Consider the following 19,258-nt stretch of genomic DNA (forward strand, 5'->3'; position numbering starts at 1 on the left):
CGCTTCGATGCTGAAGATCATTTGCCTGACCGCTGCCCTGGGGGCAGCGCTGGGATCGACCGCGCAGGCGGCCGACCTGCAATTCGACGGCCGCCATGCGCGCGCCGAAGCCGCTGCCAACGGCAGCTTCGTGCTGCATGCGCCGAAGGGCGCAGTGCAGATCGCAGCCGCACCGATGCGCAGCCAGACCGGCAGCGTGATGTTCGACGCGTTGTTCGCGCTGGCCCAGCAGGAGATGGACCAGGACCGCGTGGACGCGATTCGCGATCCCGCGTTCGACGAAGGCCGACCGGTGCCGTGCGAGTGCTTCCAGACCGGCGCGCGCTGGCCCTATGTGTGGACCCGCGATGTCAGCTTCGCCGCCGATCTGGCGCTGGCGCGGCTGGACCCGGAGCGCACCCGGCAGTCGCTGCAGTTCAAGCTGTCGGTGACGCGCGACGGGCACACGCCCGGCCTGTTCGTGGCGCAGGACACCGGTTCCGGTGGCAGCTGGCCGATCAGCAGCGATCGCGTGGTGTGGTTCCTGGCGGCACGTCATCTGCTGGAGGATCGCGCGTTTGCCGACCAGGTCTGGCAGGCGCTGAAGAGCACGCTGGCGCAGGACCGCGCGATGGTGTTCGACGCGCAGGTGGGCCTGTACCGTGGCGAGACCTCGTTCCTGGACTGGCGCGAGCAGACCTATCCGGACTGGACCCGCGAGGACGTGCGCTTCATCGGTGATTCCTACGCATTGTCCACCAACGTGCTGCACTACCAGGCACTGCGCCTGGCCGAACGCCTGGCCGGCCAGCACGGCGACGCCCGCGCGGCCGACTACAAGGCGTGGGCCGATGCGTTGGCGCAGCAGATCGATGCGCGCTTCTGGCGCGAGGATATCGGCCAGTACATGAGCTACATCGGCGAAGCCGCGCACCCGGTGCCGTACGCCAAGGTCGATCTGCTGGGCCTGTCGCTGGGCATCCTCGCCGGGGTGCTGCCGCCCGAGCGCGCACGCCGTGCACTGGCTGCTTACCCGATGGGGCCAGCCGGCAGCCCCGTGGTCTGGCCGCAGGAAGCGCAGCAGCCGATCTACCACAACCGTGCGATCTGGCCGTTTGTCAGCGCCTACTCGCTGCGTGCGGCGCGGCAGCTGGACGATGCGCCGCGCATCGCCGCCGAGATCCGTTCGCTGATGCGGGGCGCCGCGCTGGCCGGTTCCAACATGGAGAACTACGAGCTGGTCAGCCAGGCCGTGCATGTCGAGGAAGGCGCGCTGAGCGGCCCGGTGGTCAACTCCGAACGCCAGCTGTGGTCGGTGGCCGGGTATCTGTCGATGGTGGTCGAAGGGGTGTTCGGCGTGCAGGACGATGGCCGCGTGCAGCCCAAGCTGCCGGCGGTGCTGGTGCCGGAACTGTTCGGCACGCAGCGCAGCATCAGCCTGGAAGTCACTGGCAAGCGCTATGTGCTGGAGCGTCCGCAGAGCGTGGGCGATGGCTTGCTGGTGGCGGGCAGGACCACCACGCGCGGCACGACCACCACGGTGCAGCTGGTGACTGCCCCGGCAGCAACAGGCTTCGCTGCCACGACTGCGGATGCCAACGCGCGTGCGCCCGCAACACCCGCGGCACCGCAGGCCCTGCGCAGGGGCACGGGTTGGAACGTTCCGGTGCAAGCCGGGCAGGTTCTGTGGAAGGACGGCAGGGCCGTCGTCGCCAGCAACGGCCAGGTGCAGATCAGCGACGATGGGCTGCAGCATTGCCTCAGCCTGACCCGACGCGAAGGCGCGTTGGAATCGCTGCACAGCCCAATGGTCTGCGTCGGTCCGCAGCAGGTGCTGAAGGGTGCGCAGCGCTGGCAGTTCACCTCGGCCAAGGCCGGGCAGGTTCGCCTGCGCCTGCAATATCGAAACCCGAACGGACCGATCAACACCGGCGTCACGGCTGCGGTCAAGCAGCTGGTGCTGCAGTGCCCGGGCCAGCCGTTGCAGCGGCATACGGTCACGCTGCCGCACAGCGTGGCCGTGCAGGACTCGACCTCGGCAACATTCACGGTGCCAAAGGGGCAGTGCACGGTCGCGCTTGAAGAGGGCTTCAACATGAGCGCGCTTGAACATTTCGCGCACTACACCGGGGGCAAGGGCGGCCGCGAAGGCGTGCTCAACCAGGCCCAGGTGCAGGCGCTGACGGTGGCGCCGGTGGCGATGGAAGAGGGTGCACGATGAATCGTCCCGCCAAACCGCAGCTGTCGTTCTGGCAGATCTGGAACATGTGTTTCGGCTTCCTCGGCATCCAGTTCGGGTTCGCCCTGCAGAACGCCAACGCCAGCCGCATCTTCGAGACGCTGGGTGCGGACATCGACGCGGTACCCGGGCTGTGGATTGCCGCGCCGCTGACCGGCCTGCTGGTGCAACCGGTGATCGGTTACCTGTCCGACCGCACCTGGACCCGCTGGGGTCGTCGTCGTCCGTACTTCATGATCGGTGCGGTGTTGACCACGCTGGCGCTGCTGGTGATGCCGAACTCGCCGACGCTGTGGATCGCGGCCGGCACGCTGTGGGTGCTGGATGCCTCGATCAACGTATCGATGGAGCCGTTCCGTGCCTTTGTCGGCGACCAGCTGGCGCCACGCCAGCGTCCGGCCGGCTACGCGATGCAGAGCTTCTTCATCGGCGTGGGCGCCATCGTCGCCAGCTTCCTGCCATTCATCCTGGCCCACTTCGGCGTTGCCAACACCGCGGCCGCCGGGGAAGTGCCCGACACTGTGCGCTATGCGTTCTACTTCGGCGCGGTGGTGCTGCTCGCGGCGATCACCTGGACGGTGGTCAGCACCCGCGAATATTCACCGGCGGAGCTGGCCGGGTTCGATGATGCCGAGCCACCGGAACATCACGCGGCGGCCGCGATCAACGGCCCGGCTTCATGGACGCGGGTGACCCTGTGGCTTGGATTGGGTGTGTTGCTGGCGCTGCTGATCACCTGGCGGCAAGGCGACAGGATGCTGTACGTGCTGGCCGGCCTGTGCGCCGGCTACGGCCTGCTGCTGGCGGCGGCGCGCGCGCTGCCGGCCACGCATATGCTGGCCGCCATCGTCGGCGACCTGCGCGCGATGCCGGTCACCATGCGCCGCCTGGCGTGGGTGCAGTTCTTCTCGTGGTTCGCGCTGTTCGCCATGTGGATCTACACCACCGCTGCGGTGGCCGGTACCCACTTCGGTTCGACCGATCCACAGTCGGCCGCCTACAACGAAGGTGCCAACTGGGTGGGCGTGCTGTTTGGCGCCTACAACGGCTTCGCTGCGCTGGCGGCGGTGCTGATTCCGCCGATGGTGCGTGCGATCGGCCTGCGCTGGAGCCACCTGGTCAACCTGTGGCTGGGCGGTGCCGGCCTGGTCTCGCTGATGTTCATCCGCGACCCGCACTGGCTGCTGCTGTCGATGGTGGGTGTGGGCTTTGCCTGGGCCTCGATCCTGTCGTTGCCGTATGCACTGCTGTCCGACAGCGTGCCGGCGTCGAAGATGGGTGTGTACATGGGAATCTTCAATTTCTTCATCGTGATCCCGCAGCTGGTGGCGGCCAGCGCGCTTGGCTTTGCCCTGCGCGCATGGCTGGGTGGCCAGCCGATGCATGTGCTGGTGCTGGGCGGCTGCAGCCTGTTCCTGGCCGGCTTGTGCGTGCTGCGGGTTCCGTCCCGTCCGGAGGTGGTGTGATGCGTGGTGTCCTGGCTGTTGCTGTTTCCCTTGCCCTGTTCGCCGGCCAGGCCGCGGCCGCGCCGCTTCCGGACTACGTCGGCACCACCGAGCCGTTCGCCAGCGATGCGGTGTACTTCGTGGTCACCGACCGCTTTGTCAACGGTGACCCGTCCAACGACCATCGTGACCAGGGTGGCGCGCACCGCACCTTCGATATCCCGGTGCCGTGCCCGGACAAGGTGGACGGCAACATCGGCTATCTCGGCGGCGACTTTCGCGGCGTGCTCGACAATGCGCAGTACATCCGCAACCTGGGCTTCGGTGCGGTGTGGATCACGCCCATCGTCGACAACCCGGACGAGGCCTTTACCGGCAGCAAGCCGATCAGCTGCACCAGCACGCTGACCGACCGCGGCAAGACCGGTTACCACGGCTACTGGGGCATCAATTTCTACAAGCTCGACGAGCACCTGCCGAGCAGGGACCTGGACTTCGCCGGGCTGACCAAGGGCCTGCACGGTGCTGGCTTGAAGGTGGTGCTGGATATCGTAGGCAACCACGGTTCGCCGGCCTGGACCATGCCGACACGGCAGCCCCAGTTCGGACAGATCTTCGACAAGGACGGAAAATTGATCGCCGACCACCAGAACCTGCCGCCGCGGAAACTGGATCCGAAGCACAACCCGTTGCACGCGTTCTACAACAACATCGGTCCGGTCGACAGCAAGGACGGCTCGATCTTCGACGGCAACCTGGCCGAGCTGTCGGACTTCAACCAGGACAATCCGGCGGTGATGGACTACCTGGTCGGCGCCTACCTGCAGTGGACCGCGCAGGGCGTGGACGCGTTGCGCATCGACACCATCGGCTGGCTGCCGCACCCGTGGTGGCATGAATTCGTCAAGCGCATCCGCGCCGAGCATCCGGGCATGTTCATGTTCGGCGAAGCGTTCGACTACGATGCCGCGCGCATCGCCGAGCACACCTGGCCCGCCAACGCGAACGTGAGCGTGCTGGATTTCCCGTTGCGCGGCGCACTGGAGCAGAGCTTCGGCACCGCCAACAAGGGCTTCGAGACCCTGGCTGAGCCACTGCACCTGAGCGGTGGCCCGTATGCCAATCCGTACGAGCTGATGAGCTTCTACGACAACCACGACATGCCGCGCCTTCAGGCCAGTGACAACGGCTTCATCGATGCGCACAACTGGCTGTTCACCGCGCGCGGCATTCCGGTGGTCTACTACGGTTCGGAGACGGGCTTCATGCGTGGCCGTGCCGAGCATGCCGGCAATCGTGCGTACTTCGGCCAGCCGCGTGTGGATGCGGCGCCGAAGAGCCCGATCTTCGCGCCGCTGCAGCGTATCGCCAGGCTGCGCGCAGCCACCCCGGCGCTGCAGCGCGGCCTGCAGGTGAACGAGCGCCTGCAGGGCGATGAGGCAGTGTTCTTCCGCGTGCTGCAGCATGGCGAGGTGGCGCAGACCGCGCTGGTGCTGCTGAACAAGGGCGACAGGGCAAAGAGCTTCACTGTGTCGCGTTACGTCCAGGCGGGCCGCTGGCGCGATGCGCTGGACGGCGGTTCGTTGCAGGTGAACGGTCTGCTGAAGGCCGACGTGCCCGCGCACGGCGTGAAGGTCTATGTGCTGGACGCTGCCGTGCAGCAGCCGGCGCTGCAGGCCGAGCTGGACAAGGCGATGGCCGACCAGAAGACGCGGGACCAGCGTCTGGGGCGGTAGTGCCGGCCGCTGGCCGGCAGCCCCGGATTCCGGGTATCTGCAGGTGCCGGCCAGTGGCCGGCACTACCGGGTTTGGCCGCATCCGGCACAATAGGCACCCCTCACGCCCCGCCGTATCGCCATGACCGACCTCGCCCCGCAGACCCCGATCGAAACCCTGCTGAAGGCGGCGATGGACGGTGCGGTGCCGATCCGCGCCTTCATGGAGGCCTTCGTCGCTTCCGAGGTAGTGCTGCTGACCGGCAGCCTGGTCACCCCGGACGGCAGCGGCTTCGACCCGCTGCTGTTCGACAAGCAGGGCACCCTGCACGTGGCGGTGTTCACCGAGCCGTCGCGGGTGGGCGTCTACAGCCAGCAGGCCGAACACCAGATCCGCTGGCTGATGCTGGACGTGCTGCGCCGCGTGCCGGGTGGCTACGGCGTGGTGATCAACCCGGGTACTTCGCTGGGCTTTGAGATCTCACCCAGCGGCGTTGGCGAGATCCTGAAGGACTTCGCCCAAGGCTGAGTTGCCGTCGCGCCATTTGTAGCGCCGAGCCATACTCGACTGCCTTTCGCGCATGGCTTGATGTGTCGAGCATGGCTCGACGCTACAGAAGGCTTCCCTTCGGGCGCCGTCCATGATCCCCTTGGGTGACATCGGGATCGAGGCATTGCCATGGAATTCAGGGGACTACCCGCCGACGCACCGGAACGGCAGCAATTGGCGCAGTGGTACCACGCGGAACGGGGCCAGGACGCCGGCCTGACACTGGAACAGGAACTGCAGCGGCTCAATCCGCTACAGGATGCCGAAGGTTTCCCGCACCTGATCGCCGCATTCGATGACGGTCAGGTGGTTGGCGCAGTCCAGCTCAAGCGGCGGGAAATGCAGGCGTTCCCACAGTACGAACATTGGCTGGGCAGCGTGTTCGTGGCCGACAGCCATCGCGGGCGTGGGCTGGCTGGTGCGCTGGTGGAGCAGGCAGCGGCGCAGGCGGTGAGGATGGGGGTTTCCGACCTGTACCTGCAGACCGAAGCGCTGGATGGAGGCCTTTACGCCCGGCTGGGCTGGAAGCCGCTGCAGGAAGCCGACAACTGCAGCCATCGCGTGCTGGTGATGGTGCGTTCGCTGTAGGAGAAGTGCCCTGGTGCTTCGTCCAGGCGGTGAGCTGGATGTGCCGGTTGAATGAGCTTGGGAGCTCCGGCTCACTGCTGTCGGAAAGGGCCTGCCCCAGGGCTTGGAAACTTCGGGCATCGCATGCTCAATCGGCAGCCAGGTTGCCCGCCACGAAGACAGCGTTGCGTCGTACATCGTCACGCTCGATGTATCGCAGGAGGTCCTGTGCGAGTACGCGTTTGCTGATTGTTGCCAAACGCTCATTCTCCGCATCCGATTTTGCCGATGAGCTGGCTGAGAGCAACAGCATGTTAACGATGTGGGATGAGATTCTGGACTGCAGTTCAGCCTGGGATCTTGCTTCACCATCCTCGTCGAAAAGCACGTGGATGGACATCGCAAGATCATCGCTGTACTGCTGCTTCAGACTGGGTAGTCCATGGGTGATGTGAAAGGCTCCCAGAAGCGAGAACGCAATGGCGACCAGGGAATGTGATCCCAACTGCAACCATATCTTCATGACGGAACTCCTAGCGGGGACGGACCCATTCGCAGCGGTCCAGCTTTCCGTTTACCGATCCGCATCGGTAATAGCCGCCACTAAAGTTGTAGCGGATCTCACGTGGCCAATCCCCCTTGTCGATATCGATATCAATCTGTCCCCCATTCTTGATGGTGTCTGATTCAGGCAATGCCTGGCCAAGAACATCCCTGGCGGTGTCTTTGATCAGTCGAGCCGCCCCTCTTGCCATTGGATTGATCTGCCAGCAAGCGGTGTCGCCGTTGTCCATCAGCAGGCAGCCGCCAACGCCTCTCCCGAAGAAGTACTCGAGCGACCGGAAGAGCGAGCCAATGAGGTTTCCATTGATCTGCCCGTGTTGCCAGGCTGGATTGTTTGCGGTGTGCGCGATTCGGATAGCATCGTCCACTGCGGGGATGAACTGGTTTGCGACATGCAGGCTTGAGAAGTAGCCGCTGTCGTTTACGGGTTTTATGAACACCCATTCTTTCGACATGCGGACGATCGCTTCAAGCTGAAGTCGTTCGCCGTCTGCCAGGCCCTGTGAACTGCTGTCGAAGTCACCTTGCCCATACCGGGTCAGCACCGGTTGGCTCGGTAGGCGCCAGCTTGGAACGTTGATGTCGGCAGCGACTCCCAGATCGCCCTGGGAAGGGACCTGGTGGAAGCGTCTGGGAACCTCGCCAGGAGGAATGTAGTTGACGGTGACGTAAAGCGCTTGGGCGGTGTTGGGGTTGACCACGAGGTAGACCTCCCAGCCACGACGGAACCCATGAGCCATCTCGCCAGCGGATTCGTATTGCCAGGATTGAGTGCAGTTGCCACAGGTGACTACCTGGACCGCGTGCGCCTCGAACGGGGAAAGCGCGGAGCCTGCCAGAATCAAGGTGGCTGCAGAGATCATTTTCACAAAGTGACTCCTTGGACGAGTGGGTGTACCTGCGGGTACACCTTCCTGATCCACGGTGTTCCCACGCATTCACCTTGCGCTTCATGGCGACTGCCGCGTATCGGTATCCGCCGTGCGGTTCGTCAGAGATCCGAGGGTCTTGATGTCAGGCATCCAATCTGACCCCTGCTGCACCCAAGGTCAGTCAGCGCTATTCTGGAGGCGGACTCCATCTTCTGGTGGCTGATAACGTGACCATGGCTGTACCCCGCCATTCCCGCTCCGCCCTGATCTTCCTGATTGCGGCGATCGTTGCCGCGCTGGTGTCCATGCCCCTGCTGCGCGCGGTGGGCATGGTGCTGTGGCCGGTGTTCGTCATTGCCTGGCTGATCAACCTGGGCGCAGCCTGGCATCTGGCCCAGTGGGCGCGCCAGCAGGGCCGTTCGGCGTGGGCATTCGGGTTGCCGGCGGCGCTCGGCACCGTCGCCTCGATCGTGGTCTTCGTGCTGCTGGCGTTGCTGGGGCCCAAGTCCCCGGTGCGCTGAACTTCGCGGCTGTCGTGGACAATGTGCCGAGCATGGCTCGGCACTACAGTAAGGCCGAGCCAAGCCCGCACGTGTTGCGTGGAGCGCCGGCGCATAGGCCGGCGCCCCGTTGCCTCACATCGTTACCTTGCGCCGGTTGTCATCGCTCACCCGGTCGATCAGCTTGTTGTAGGGATCGAAGCCTGCTTCGTCCGGCTTTTCATCCACCGTCACTGTGATCTTCGGCTCGGCGCTGGTGATGTGGTGGCGCTGCAGGTACAGCACCTTCTGGTCGCGCTCCTTGCCCGACGGACCATTGGCGAACACGCCGACCTCGACCCAGTCATCCAGCTTTCCGTCGCTTTCCTTGCCCTTGCCGTCGGCGTACTGCTTGGCGGCGTGCAGGTCCAGGGTCACGTCGTAGCGGCCGTCATCGCGCTTGCGGGCGCTGGCGGCCATCACGCGGTTGTCGTAGAAGCTGATCTTCTCGAACAGGTCGGTGACCAGCTGCTGGCGGTCGGCCGGGGTCTCGGCCCTGATGTAGTCCAGCAGCTCGCGTGAGGTGGTGTACGGCGGTTGCTGGTACCCCTTGTCCTGCAGGAAGCGCTTCAATGCCCGGTTAAGCGCCTGCTCGCCGATCTCCTCGCGCAGCCGGTAGAACACCAGCGAACCCTTCTGGTAGTGGATGTACTGCTGGTTCTCCACGCGCTCCAGCGGCTGTTCCTCGATGGCCTCGCCACCGCGGCCGGACAGGTAGCCGTCCAGTTCGCGCTTGAGGAACTGGCGCATGTGCTGGCGGCCGTACTCCTGCTCCATCACCATCAGTGCCGAATACTGCGACAGCGATTCGGACAGCACCGTCGCGCCCTGCACGTTGGCACCGATCACCTGGTGCGCCCACCACTGGTGCGCAATCTCGTGCGCGGTTACGTAGAACACGTAGTCCACCTTGTCCGGGTCACGCAGGTCGGCGATGAAACCGATGGCCTCGGAGTAGGGGATGGTGTTGGCGAACGACTGCGCGAAGCGGGCATAACCCGGGAACTCGATGATGCGCACCTGGCGATGCTGGTACGGGGTGAAGTTCGCCTCGTAGTAGGCCAGCGATTTCTGCACCGCTTCGATCATCCGGTCCACGTTGTAGCCGTGCGCCGGGTCGAAGTAGACCTCCACCGGGATGTCCTTGTACTTCGCCTTGCGCACCTCCCAGCCTGCCGACAGATAGGCGTAGAAGTTCAGCATCGGCCGGTCCATGGCGTAGCTGAAGCAGCGTCGGCCGTTGACCGTGGTCTCATGCTGCAGGTAGCCCGGGGCCAGCGCCACCTGGTCTGGTGCCGTGCAGATCGTGGTGCGGAAGTCGAGCCAGTCGGCATCGTTGGCTATGTACGTGTTGGCACGCGCGGCTTCGTCTTCCAGCTTGGGCATGCGCCGCGGCTCACCCAGGTCGCGCTTGCGCCGCTCGTTGCGGTCGCTGATCTCGGCGCCTTCGTTGTAGCCGAACGACGGCAGTACGCGGCTGTTGAAGAAGGTGCCGTTGTCGACGATGTTGCTTGGTGCTTGGCCCGCGGTGATGCCGTTGGGCTTCTGCACCACGCGGAAATGCACGCTGCGGGTTTCACCCGGTTGCAGCGGTTTCTGCAGGCGGTAGATGCGGTAGCCGAGATCGGCGTCATGCATCGATAGTGTCTGCCCACCCAGGTCGACCGCGACCAGCTGCTTGTCATCGCCCATCGAGACGTGCACGTCCTGGATCGGCGTGGCGTGGGTATTGCGCACCGTCCAGTTCGCATCGATCACCATCGACTGCGATTCGGGGGACAGGTCCACGCGGTTGTCCACCGCCACGATGCGGGGCTGCGGCAGGTTGCGGTACTTCGACAGCTCGCGCTCGTAGCGGGCCTGCAGGTCCAGCTGCTGGTCGGGCGAGACGAACTCGTTGCGGATGTTGGTGCTCCAGTACAGCCAGCCACCCACGGCGACAAAGGCCAGGGCGGCCACTGCGGCGAAGGCACCGGTCGGGCCGCGCAGGCGGCGGCCGGCCAGGGCCAGGCGCTGACGCAGGCCCTGGCTGACACCTCGTACCCAGAAGGCTGACGCCAGGCACATCAAGGTCAGCAGGAACAGGGCCCAGTAGCCCTGGAACGCCAGTTGCCCGGTCAGGAAGTGGCCGTAGCCGTTCATGTCCGAATAGGGCGCGTTGGGCCAGCTGCCGAAGTTGTACAGGTTCTGCGTGTAGTCGAGCATGCCCAGCACGCCCTGGCCGATCATCACCACGATCAGCAGCGCATAACCGACGAACTTGTTGTTGGTGAGCACCTGCAGCACCAGCGCCAGGCCCCCCATCAGGATGTAGACCACCGAATCCAGCGCCAGGCTCCGCAGGTACAGCAGCGGCTCCAGATGCGTGTAGCCCTTGGCCAGCTGAACGCCCATCGCGGCCAGCGCGCCGGCGGCCTGGAAGCAGATGATCACCGCCAGCAGTGCGGTGAACTTGGCCAGCAGCGGCACCCAGTTCGGCACCGGCATGGCATCGGTCACTTCATTGATGCGCGCACTGCGTTCCTTCCAGACCAGCTCACCGGCGAAGAACAGCACGATGATCACCAGCAGCCAGCTGAAGGCCCCCTGCAGGCCCATGATCATCTGCGAGGTGACCGGCCAGATCGAGGTGCCGTACAGGGTCTGCCGGAACAGCGCGCTGGGCAGGAAGTTGGCCAGGCCCAGCACCAGCAGCACGATGAACGGCACGCTGCGCAGGACGCCGCGTGTATCGAAGCGGACCTGGCGCAGGAACTGCTGCCACGCCGTGCTGGCAGTGAACGCCGGTATCACGCGCGGCAGTGTCGCGCGGGTGGGGCGGACCACGCTGGCATCGGCAGCCGGTTGCGCCTGCCTGCGGCCCCAGCGCGGACGGCCACTGCCGCTGCGTTCGGTGCGGAACAGCGCGAAGGTGGCGGCGAACAGCGCGGCAGCCACGCCCAACCACAGGGCGCGATTGGCCAGCAGGTAACCGGCCAGCTCGGGAATCCCGTTGTTGCGTTCGGCGGTGGACCAGTAGCGGATGGTGCGGCCGAGTGCGCGCATGCCCAGCGGCTCGCTCAGCACTGCGATCCACGTGTTATCGATGTCGCGCAGCAGGGCCGCGCTGGCGCCATACAGCACCAGGTAGGCCACCAGGCCGATGTAGACCCACAGGATCGAGCGGGTCAACGCCGCCAGCAGCGACAGCAGCGCGGTGGTGAACAACAGGTTCGGAATGACGATGACCGCGAACGTCCACGCATAGCCCTGCCAGCTGATCGGGCCCATGCGCTCGGGATCGACCCACGGCATGAACGGCGCCAGCCACAGGCCGAATGCGATCAGGATGTAGACCAACAGCCCGGCCGCCAGGGCGGCAGCGATGCGCCCGGCCAGGTAATCGCGGCGTTTCACCGGGCTGGCGAAGATCAGTTCGGCGGTGCCTAGCTCGAAGTCACGCAACAGCGCGTTGCTGACGAACAGCGCGGTGACCAGCATGCCGAGCAGGGTGAAGATGCCCAGCATCTGCGCGATCACGGTGGGCGCGTTGCTGTGCACGTTGCCGGCGCCGCCACCGATCTGCACGGCGTCGCTGGAGGCGGCGGCGAAGGCGAGCAGGGCGAACAGCCCGGCCAGCAGCCACAGCAGCGGGGAACGCAGCTGCTCGCGCAGCTCGAAGCGGAAGAAGTTGAGGATCATGGCGTGCTCCGCTCAGGCTGCCGCGCGGGCACGGGCCTGCAGGCGCAGGCGCTGGAAGTACACGTCCTCGAGGTCGGGAGCTACGGCCGCGAAGCCGTCGCCGGGGTCGTTGGCGCTGTGCACGTGGATCACCGGGCGACCACCGACCAGGCGGGTGGACAGCACCACGTAGCGTGCTTCATGGTCGGCCAGTTCCGAAGGATCGACCTGCTTGCGCCAGACCTGGTGCTGCAGGGCGTCGATGGCTTCGGCAGGACGGCCGGTCAGCAGCACCTGGCCCTTGTTCATGATCGCCATCGTCGGGCATAGATCGGTCACGTCCTCGACAATGTGGGTGGATAGGATCACCGCCACGTTCTCGCCGATGGCCGCCAGCAGATTGAGGAAGCGGTTGCGCTCTTCCGGGTCGAGGCCGGCGGTGGGTTCATCGACGATCACCAGCCGCGGGTCACCCAGCAGTGCCTGGGCGATGCCGAAGCGCTGGCGCATGCCGCCGGAGTAGGTGCCCAGCTTGCGTTTGCGGGCGTCCCACAGGTTCACCTGCTGCAGCAGCCCATCGACCACCTCGCGGCGCTGCGCGCGCTGGGTCAGGCCCTTGAGCACCGCGAAATGTTCCAGCAGGTCCAGCGCGCTGACTTTCGGGTACACGCCGAAATCCTGCGGCAGGTAGCCCAGCCGGCGGCGCACCGCGTCCTTGTCGCGCAGTACGTCGATCGGCGCCTCGCCTGGAATGGTGAGCGTCGCCGTGCCGCTGTCGGCCTCCTGCAGGGTGGACAGCGTACGCATCAGCGACGACTTGCCGGCGCCGTTGGGGCCGAGCAGGCCGAACATGCCGCGCGGGATGTCCAGGTTGACGTTGTTGAGGGCATGCACGCCGTTGGCGTACGTCTTGGACAGCGAATCGATCTTCAGCATGCGACGTACACCTTTCCTTGGGCGTGTCTGCGCGTTATCCGCGCATCAGCCTCCGTGCGCATCCGCCGTTGGTCATGGGGGGAGAATTCCGCCGTCGCACGTTGGGGCGTGGTGGGAGGCCTGGCGGCGCCTACCGGCGCAGCGACGATTCCCGCACCACCAGCTTCACCGGGATGCTCTGGCTCTCCACCGGCTGTCGGCCGATCAGCGCCAGCAGGCGTTCCACCAGCAGCTGGCCGGCCTGCTTGGTGTCCTGCTGCACCGTGGTCAGCGCCGGGGATACCGAGGCTGCCAGCGGGATGTCGTCGAAGCCGGTCACCGCTACGTCCTGTGGCACCCGCAGGCCGGCCTCACGCAGGGCCCGCATCGCGCCGATGGCGATCAGGTCGCTGGCGGCGCAGATCGCATCGATCGGTTCACCGCGTGCCAACAGTGCCTGGCAGGCCTCCTGGCCGGAAGCCTCGGTGGTGATCGCATCGTGCTGCAGCGCCGGTTCGGCGGCCAGGCCGTGGTCCTGCAGGGCCGCGACATGGCCGCGGTAGCGTTCCTGGAATTCGGGGTAATGGCTGGAGGCATGGCCGAGAAAGGCGATGCGGCGGCAGCCCTGCTGCAGGAGGTGGGTGGTGATGTCATGCCCGCCCTGGAAGTTGTCGCTGCCGATCGAGACACCGGGTTGGCCGGGCAGGGCGGCGCCCCAGCGCACGAAGTGCGTGCCCTGTTCGACCAGCCGCTGCAGGCGGTCGCGCGATTCGTGGTAGTCGCCGTAGCCGAGCAGGATGATGCCGTCGGCTTTGTTGCTGTCCTCGTAATCGGCCTGCCAGTCGGTGGACAGCTGCTGGAACGAGACCAGCAGGTCCTGCCCGTGCAGGGCGCAGGCGCGGGTGATCGAGCCCAGCATCGAATGGAAGAACGGGTTGATCAGCGAATCGTCGTTGGTCGGGTCCTCGAAGAACAGCAGGGCCAGCGTGCCGGCATTGCGCAGGCGCAGGCTGGAGGCGTTCTTGTCGACCTTGTAGTTCAGCTCGCGGGCGATGCGCAGGATGCGCTCGCGGGTCTCGGCGTTGACCATCGGGCTGCCACGCAGGGCCCGCGACACGGTCGGCTGGGAGACCCCGGCCAGGTGGGCGATGTCCAGGGAGGTGGCTTTGCCTTTGATCGTCATGGGAACGCGGGAGGGGGCAGGGGGAGGAGCTTGGGCATGATGCCATGGGCAGACGCCAATGCCCCTCCGGATGTCCACCGAAGCGAGGGTAAGTCATTGCCGGACAAGGAAATCAGTTCAATCCTCCTGCGCGGCCGGGGTCTTCTGACCGGGCGGATGGCGGCGGCAATGCTAAGATGCATCGTTCTCGCATTCCCCCAAATTTCAACAGGGGCGGCCTCGCCTACTGCACCCCCGCCCGGGGCTGTGCTATCACTGGCGGTCTGCCCCTGGACAACGGACGAAGGTACCTATGGCGCGCGGCATCAACAAAGTCATCCTGGTCGGCAATCTCGGCAACGACCCGGACGTGAAGTACACCCAGGGCGGCATGGCGATCACCCGCATCAGCCTGGCCACCACCAGCGTCCGCAAGGACAAGGATGGCAACCAGCAGGAGCGCACCGAGTGGCACCGCGTGGTGTTCTTCGGCAAGCTCGGCGAGATCGCCGGCGAGTACCTGCGCAAGGGCAGCTCGGTCTACGTCGAAGGCAGCCTGCGCTACGACAAGTACACCGGCCAGGACGGCGTGGAGAAGTACTCCACCGACATCATTGCCGATGAAATGCAGATGCTGGGCGGCCGCGGTGAAGGCGGTGGCGGCGGCGGTGGTGGCAACTACGGCGGCGATCGTCCGCAGCGCCAGCAGGCTCCGCGCCAGGAGTATGGCGGCGGTGGTGGCGGTGGCGGCCAGCGTGGTGGCCAGGGCGGTGGCTATGGCAACCAGGGCGGCAACCAGGGCGGCGGTTACGGCAACCAGGGTGGCAACCAGCGTCCGCAGCCGCAGCAGGCGCCGCCGATGGATGACTTCGCTGACGACGATATTCCGTTCTGATCGAACGCTCGTTCGCAGCAGAAAAGAAAGCCCCGCTCATGCGGGGCTTTTCTTTTTGCGCGATGCCATCTGCGTTGTGCCTCGCACCATCAGTTTTTCGTGCACCGCGACTTGCAAACAGACAATTTCCTCCCCTATGGTGCAATCGATTGCATTGCTGTGAATCGTTGCGTTTGATACCGGTTGGGAGGCCGGAAGGTGGATGACCATCCATTCGATCAGACCGGCTCCTTCGAGGGGGCTCACGCGGCGCGATGCGCTGCGCATCGCAGTTGCCGGCAGCATTGGCCTGGGGGCCGCGACAACCGCGGGCGCATTGCCCGCATTCGCCGCCACGGCGCCGCTCAAGGGCAACCTGAAGCATTCCGTCGCCCGCTGGACCTTCCCGCAGCTGTCCGTCGCCCAGCTTTGCGCGACGGTGAAGGACATCGGTTCTTCCGCGATCGACCTGGTCGGCCCGGAAGACTGGCCCACGCTGAAGGCCCATGGCGTCTACAGCTCGATGTGCAACGGCGCAGAGCTGGGCCTGACCAAGGGCTTTGCCGGCCGTGAGTTCCACGACCAATTGGTGGAGCGCTACACGCGGCACATCGATCTGGTGGCCGACGCTGGTTACCGCAATCTCATCTGCTTCTCCGGCAACCGCAACGGCATGGACCCGCAGGACGGCATGGCCAATGCCGAGGCAGGTCTCAAGCGCATCCTCGGGCATGCCGAGAAGCGCGGCGTGGTGCTGGTGATGGAGCTGCTGAACTCCAGGGTCGATCACCACGACTACCTGTGCGATCACTCCGCCTGGGGCGTGGAGCTGTGCCAGCGGCTCGGCTCGGACAACTTCGGCCTGCTCTACGACATCTACCACATGCAGATCATGGAAGGCGACATCATCGCCACCATCGGCAAGCATCACGCCTGCTTCAAGCACTACCACACCGCAGGCGTGCCCGGCCGGAACGAGATCGGAGACCAGCAGGAGCTCCACTATCCGGCCATCTGTCGCGCGATCCGCGACACCGGCTTCAAGGGGTATCTGGCGCAGGAGTTCACGCCTGCAGCGCCCGATCCCGTTGCCTCATTGCGCGAGGCGATCCGCCTCTGCGACGTCTGAAACGATATCCACCCAGGTGAGAGACCCATGGCAGATAATCACTACGACGCCATTGTTGTTGGCTCGGGAATCAGTGGCGGTTGGGCGGCGAAGGAGCTGACCGAAAAGGGCCTGAAGGTCCTGATGCTGGAACGCGGGCGCAACATCGAGCACGTCAAGGACTACGTCAACGCGATGAAGGAGGCGTGGGATTTCCCGCACCGCAACCGGCCAACGCAGGCAATGAAGGCCGAGTTCCCGGTGCTGATGCGCGACTACGGCCTGGCCGAGAACCTGGAAGGGATGTGGGCCAACGAACAGGAATCGCCCTACATCGAGACCAAGCGCTTCGACTGGTTCCGTGGCTACCACGTCGGTGGTCGTTCCTTGATGTGGGGCCGGCAGAGCTATCGCTTCTCCGATCTGGATTTCGAGGCGAACCTCAAGGACGGCCTCGCGACCGACTGGCCGATCCGCTACGCCGACATCGCGCCGTGGTACGACCACGTGGAAAAGTTTGCCGGCATCGCCGGCACGCGCGAAGGACTGGACGTGCTGCCGGACGGCGAGTTCCTGCCGCCGATTCCCTTGAACATCGTCGAGAAGGATGTGGCCGCGCGTATCAAGAAGGCCTTCGGCGGAACGCGCCATATGATCCACTCGCGCACTGCCAACATCACCCAGCCGATGCCCGAGCAGGGGCGCGTCAATTGCCAGTACCGCAACAAGTGCATCCTGGGCTGTCCCTTCGGTGCCTACTTCTCGACCCAGGCGGCGACGCTGCCGGCGGCGATGAAGACCGGGAACCTGACCTTGCGGCCGTTCTCGATCGTCAAGGAAGTGCTCTACGACAAGGATCGCAAGCGTGCGCGTGGCGTGGAGGTGATCGACGCCGAGACCGGGCAGACCTACCAGTACACGGCCAAGGTCATTTTCCTCAACGCGTCGTCGTTCAACTCGACGTGGCTGCTGATGAATTCGGCCACCGACGTCTGGGACGGCGGGCTGGGCTCTTCGTCCGGCGAGTTGGGGCACAACGTGATGGACCATCATTTCGGTGCGGGTGCCTCGGGCCGGGTCGAGGGTTACGAAGACAAGTACTACTTCGGCCGCCGTCCCTGCGGCTTCTACATTCCGCGGTTCCGCAACGTCGCGGCCGACAAGCGCGGCTACCTGCGCGGGTTCGGCTACCAGGGCGGTGCCAGCCGCACCGGATGGTCGCGCGAGATCGCCGAGCTCAACATCGGTGCCGATCTGAAGGAGGCACTGACCGTGCCGGGTGACTGGCGCATCGGCATGACCGGGTTCGGTGAAATGCTGCCGCACCACGACAACACGATCCGCCTGGACCACGACCGCAAGGACAAATGGGGACTGCCGGTGCTGGCGATGGACGTGTCCATGCGCGCCAATGAACTGGCGATGCGCAAGGACATGGCCGCCGATGCCGCCGAGATGCTGGAGGCGGCCGGGGTCAAGGAGGTGAAGATGCACGACAACGACTATGCCCCGGGCAAGGGCATCCACGAGATGGGGACCGCACGCATGGGACGTGATCGGAAAAGCTCGGTATTGAATGCGCACAACCAGGTCTGGGATGCCCCCAATGTCTATGTGACCGATGGTGCCTGCATGACCTCCAGCGCCTGCGTGAATCCCTCGCTGACCTATATGGCGCTGACCGCGCGCGCGGCCGACCATGCGGTACGCGAACTGAAAGCGGGGAACCTCTGATGGATCGCCGCGAACTGTTGAAGATGATCGTTGCCGCTACCGGTGCGGCCATGGTTGGCCTGCCTGCGCTGGTGCATGGCAAGGTGCCGGCTGCCGGGGCGATGCCCGCGTTCTCCGATGCCGACATCGGCATGCTGGACGAGATCGCCGAAACCATCCTGCCGCGGACAAGGACGCCCGGGGCCAAGGACGCGGGTGCCGGTGCGTTCATGGCGACGTTCGTCAGCGACTGTTACACCGCCCGGCAGCAGGCGACGTTCCGCGCCGGCCTGGCCGACATCGACACGCGCGCCGGTGGCCGTTTCGTATCGCTCACGCCGGAAGCCCGCACCGGGTTGCTGCGAACGCTGGACGCCGAAGCCAAGGCACGCAATGCCGACGTGACCGAGACCGGCACTCCCGAGGAAGGCGAGGCCATGCCGCATTACTTCACGATGATCAAGCAGCTGGCCATCTTCGGCTTCTTCACTTCAAAGGTCGGGGCGACCGGTGTGCTGCAGTACGTCGCCGTGCCGGGCCGCTACGACGGTGACCTGGCCTATGTCCCCGGTACGCCCGCGTGGGGGACCAGCTGATGGACACCATCCTGATGATCCGCCCTGCGTTGATCACGGCCGGCCTGCTGGCCGCTGCATCTGCATTCGCTCAGGACGGTACCGACGCTGCGCGTGACCCGAAGAAGACCGAAGTGTGGACGCCCGTGCCCGCAGTCGTGGCCACGCCGCCAGGCAAGGCCCCCTCCGATGCCATCGTGCTGTTCGATGGCAAGGATGTCTCGGCGTGGGAGGCAGAGCAGGGCGGGCGCGTGTCCTGGACGGTTGCCGATGGCGCCATGACCGTCGTTCCGGGCAGCAAGGGCATCCGCACCCGGCAACGCTTCTGCGATGTCCAGCTGCATGTCGAATGGCGTACCCCCACCGAGACGAAGGGCTTCGACGGCCAGAACCGGGGCAACAGCGGCATCTTCCTGCAGGAACTGTACGAGCTGCAGGTGCTCGACAGTTACAACAACCCGACGTATGCCAACGGCCAGGCGGGTTCGATCTACAAGCAGGCCATGCCACGGGTGAACGCCTCGCGCGCACCGGGCCAGTGGCAGGTCTACGACATCATCTGGAAGGCACCGCGCTTCTCGCAGGGCGGCGGCCTGACGTCGCCCGCGCGCATCACCGTGCTGCACAACGGCGTACTCGTGCAGGACGACACCGTGCTGGCAGGCAGGACCGAGTACATCGGTGCGCCTTCGTACGCACCCCATGCGTGCGCGCCGCTCTATCTGCAGGAGCATGACTCCAGGGTCAGCTACCGCAACATCTGGGTGCGCGAACTGTAGCG

Annotated in this window: 16 protein-coding genes; 11 read left to right on the forward strand and 5 right to left on the reverse strand. The window is 65.4% G+C overall.

All coding sequences use genetic code 11. The features are described 5' to 3' along the window. The first annotated feature begins 7 nt into the window (after positions 1-7). From CKW06_RS05880 to CKW06_RS05900, 5 genes are all read left to right on the forward strand, one after another. Positions 8-2,200 carry a glucosidase family protein gene (locus CKW06_RS05880; protein WP_024956959.1) on the forward strand — a complete coding sequence of 731 codons (2,193 nt, stop codon included), beginning with the start codon at positions 8-10 and terminating at the stop codon, positions 2,198-2,200. Then, positions 2,197-3,684, forward strand: coding sequence for an MFS transporter (locus CKW06_RS05885; protein ID WP_012479383.1), 1,488 nt, complete (start codon positions 2,197-2,199; stop codon positions 3,682-3,684). Before CKW06_RS05880 ends, CKW06_RS05885 begins: the two co-directional genes overlap by 4 nt. After that, complete coding sequence (locus tag CKW06_RS05890) at positions 3,684-5,399, forward strand: alpha-amylase family glycosyl hydrolase (protein ID WP_024956960.1); 1,716 nt, start codon at positions 3,684-3,686, stop codon at positions 5,397-5,399. Before CKW06_RS05885 ends, CKW06_RS05890 begins: the two co-directional genes overlap by 1 nt. Before the next feature lie 121 nt (positions 5,400-5,520). After that, positions 5,521-5,907, forward strand: coding sequence for an SseB family protein (locus tag CKW06_RS05895; RefSeq protein WP_024956961.1), 387 nt, complete (start codon positions 5,521-5,523; stop codon positions 5,905-5,907). 150 nt (positions 5,908-6,057) lie between these two features. Then, the gene (locus CKW06_RS05900; protein ID WP_024956962.1) at positions 6,058-6,516 is read left to right on the forward strand and encodes a GNAT family N-acetyltransferase; all 459 of its coding nucleotides are present in this window, start codon (positions 6,058-6,060) and stop codon (positions 6,514-6,516) included. A 127-nt stretch (positions 6,517-6,643) separates the two neighbouring features. Here the strand turns inward: CKW06_RS05900 and CKW06_RS05905 are convergent, their stop codons facing one another. Both CKW06_RS05905 and CKW06_RS05910 read right to left on the reverse strand, forming a co-directional pair. Next, a complete protein-coding gene (locus tag CKW06_RS05905; protein ID WP_024956963.1) occupies positions 6,644-7,018 on the reverse strand; it encodes a hypothetical protein in 375 nt (124 codons plus the stop codon). Positions 7,019-7,028: 10 nt separating this feature from the next. Continuing rightward, on the reverse strand, positions 7,029-7,928 hold the full coding sequence (locus CKW06_RS05910) for a hypothetical protein (RefSeq protein WP_143568329.1): 900 nt from the start codon (positions 7,926-7,928) through the stop codon (positions 7,029-7,031). Positions 7,929-8,164: 236 nt separating this feature from the next. On the opposite strand from CKW06_RS05910, the gene CKW06_RS05915 reads away from it, so the two are divergent. Next, complete coding sequence (locus CKW06_RS05915; RefSeq protein WP_032963550.1) at positions 8,165-8,452, forward strand: hypothetical protein; 288 nt, start codon at positions 8,165-8,167, stop codon at positions 8,450-8,452. A 114-nt stretch (positions 8,453-8,566) separates the two neighbouring features. Here CKW06_RS05915 and CKW06_RS05920 read toward each other — a convergent pair whose 3' ends face one another. The 3 genes from CKW06_RS05920 to CKW06_RS05930 all read right to left on the reverse strand — a co-directional run bounded on the left by CKW06_RS05920 (position 8,567) and on the right by CKW06_RS05930 (position 14,228). Beyond that, on the reverse strand, positions 8,567-12,151 hold the full coding sequence (locus CKW06_RS05920) for an ABC transporter permease/M1 family aminopeptidase (RefSeq protein WP_024956966.1): 3,585 nt from the start codon (positions 12,149-12,151) through the stop codon (positions 8,567-8,569). 12 nt (positions 12,152-12,163) lie between these two features. Beyond that, complete coding sequence (locus CKW06_RS05925) at positions 12,164-13,066, reverse strand: ABC transporter ATP-binding protein (protein ID WP_024956967.1); 903 nt, start codon at positions 13,064-13,066, stop codon at positions 12,164-12,166. A 130-nt stretch (positions 13,067-13,196) separates the two neighbouring features. Further along, positions 13,197-14,228, reverse strand: coding sequence for a LacI family DNA-binding transcriptional regulator (locus tag CKW06_RS05930; protein WP_024956968.1), 1,032 nt, complete (start codon positions 14,226-14,228; stop codon positions 13,197-13,199). A 292-nt stretch (positions 14,229-14,520) separates the two neighbouring features. Here CKW06_RS05930 and CKW06_RS05935 point away from each other — a divergent pair, with 292 nt between their 5' ends. The 5 genes from CKW06_RS05935 to CKW06_RS05955 all read left to right on the forward strand — a co-directional run bounded on the left by CKW06_RS05935 (position 14,521) and on the right by CKW06_RS05955 (position 19,256). Then, positions 14,521-15,102 (forward strand): single-stranded DNA-binding protein, encoded by a 582-nt coding sequence (locus tag CKW06_RS05935; RefSeq protein WP_024956969.1) that lies wholly within the window; start codon positions 14,521-14,523, stop codon positions 15,100-15,102. A 202-nt stretch (positions 15,103-15,304) separates the two neighbouring features. Next, positions 15,305-16,210: a hydroxypyruvate isomerase family protein gene (locus CKW06_RS05940; protein WP_024956970.1), complete on the forward strand. Its 906-nt coding sequence runs from the start codon at positions 15,305-15,307 to the stop codon at positions 16,208-16,210. Between the two features lie 27 nt (positions 16,211-16,237). Next, complete coding sequence (locus tag CKW06_RS05945) at positions 16,238-17,923, forward strand: GMC oxidoreductase (protein ID WP_024956971.1); 1,686 nt, start codon at positions 16,238-16,240, stop codon at positions 17,921-17,923. Next, positions 17,923-18,498, forward strand: coding sequence for a gluconate 2-dehydrogenase subunit 3 family protein (locus tag CKW06_RS05950; protein ID WP_005412559.1), 576 nt, complete (start codon positions 17,923-17,925; stop codon positions 18,496-18,498). The genes CKW06_RS05945 and CKW06_RS05950 overlap by 1 nt, the downstream gene beginning before the upstream one ends. Beyond that, entirely contained in the window at positions 18,498-19,256 is a 759-nt protein-coding gene (locus tag CKW06_RS05955) for a 3-keto-disaccharide hydrolase (protein WP_032963553.1), read from the forward strand. Before CKW06_RS05950 ends, CKW06_RS05955 begins: the two co-directional genes overlap by 1 nt. Positions 19,257-19,258: the final 2 nt, after the last annotated feature.

The organism is Stenotrophomonas maltophilia (genome assembly GCF_900186865.1).
GTDB lineage: Bacteria > Pseudomonadota > Gammaproteobacteria > Xanthomonadales > Xanthomonadaceae > Stenotrophomonas > Stenotrophomonas maltophilia.

Excerpts from the sequence above, each read along its gene's own strand:
- CKW06_RS05950 (WP_005412559.1), top strand. The coding sequence starts at position 17,923 with ATGGATCGCCGCGAACTGTTGAAGATGATCGTTGCCGCTACCGGTGCG.
- CKW06_RS05885 (WP_012479383.1), top strand. The coding sequence starts at position 2,197 with ATGAATCGTCCCGCCAAACCGCAGCTGTCGTTCTGGCAGATCTGGAAC.
- CKW06_RS05890 (WP_024956960.1), top strand. The coding sequence starts at position 3,684 with ATGCGTGGTGTCCTGGCTGTTGCTGTTTCCCTTGCCCTGTTCGCCGGC.
- CKW06_RS05935 (WP_024956969.1), top strand. The coding sequence starts at position 14,521 with ATGGCGCGCGGCATCAACAAAGTCATCCTGGTCGGCAATCTCGGCAAC.
- CKW06_RS05900 (WP_024956962.1), top strand. The coding sequence starts at position 6,058 with ATGGAATTCAGGGGACTACCCGCCGACGCACCGGAACGGCAGCAATTG.
- CKW06_RS05905 (WP_024956963.1), bottom strand. The coding sequence starts at position 7,018 with ATGAAGATATGGTTGCAGTTGGGATCACATTCCCTGGTCGCCATTGCG.
- CKW06_RS05955 (WP_032963553.1), top strand. The coding sequence starts at position 18,498 with ATGGACACCATCCTGATGATCCGCCCTGCGTTGATCACGGCCGGCCTG.
- CKW06_RS05915 (WP_032963550.1), top strand. The coding sequence starts at position 8,165 with ATGGCTGTACCCCGCCATTCCCGCTCCGCCCTGATCTTCCTGATTGCG.
- CKW06_RS05880 (WP_024956959.1), top strand. The coding sequence starts at position 8 with ATGCTGAAGATCATTTGCCTGACCGCTGCCCTGGGGGCAGCGCTGGGA.
- CKW06_RS05930 (WP_024956968.1), bottom strand. The coding sequence starts at position 14,228 with ATGACGATCAAAGGCAAAGCCACCTCCCTGGACATCGCCCACCTGGCC.
- CKW06_RS05920 (WP_024956966.1), bottom strand. The coding sequence starts at position 12,151 with ATGATCCTCAACTTCTTCCGCTTCGAGCTGCGCGAGCAGCTGCGTTCC.
- CKW06_RS05925 (WP_024956967.1), bottom strand. The coding sequence starts at position 13,066 with ATGCTGAAGATCGATTCGCTGTCCAAGACGTACGCCAACGGCGTGCAT.
- CKW06_RS05895 (WP_024956961.1), top strand. The coding sequence starts at position 5,521 with ATGACCGACCTCGCCCCGCAGACCCCGATCGAAACCCTGCTGAAGGCG.
- CKW06_RS05940 (WP_024956970.1), top strand. The coding sequence starts at position 15,305 with ATGACCATCCATTCGATCAGACCGGCTCCTTCGAGGGGGCTCACGCGG.
- CKW06_RS05945 (WP_024956971.1), top strand. The coding sequence starts at position 16,238 with ATGGCAGATAATCACTACGACGCCATTGTTGTTGGCTCGGGAATCAGT.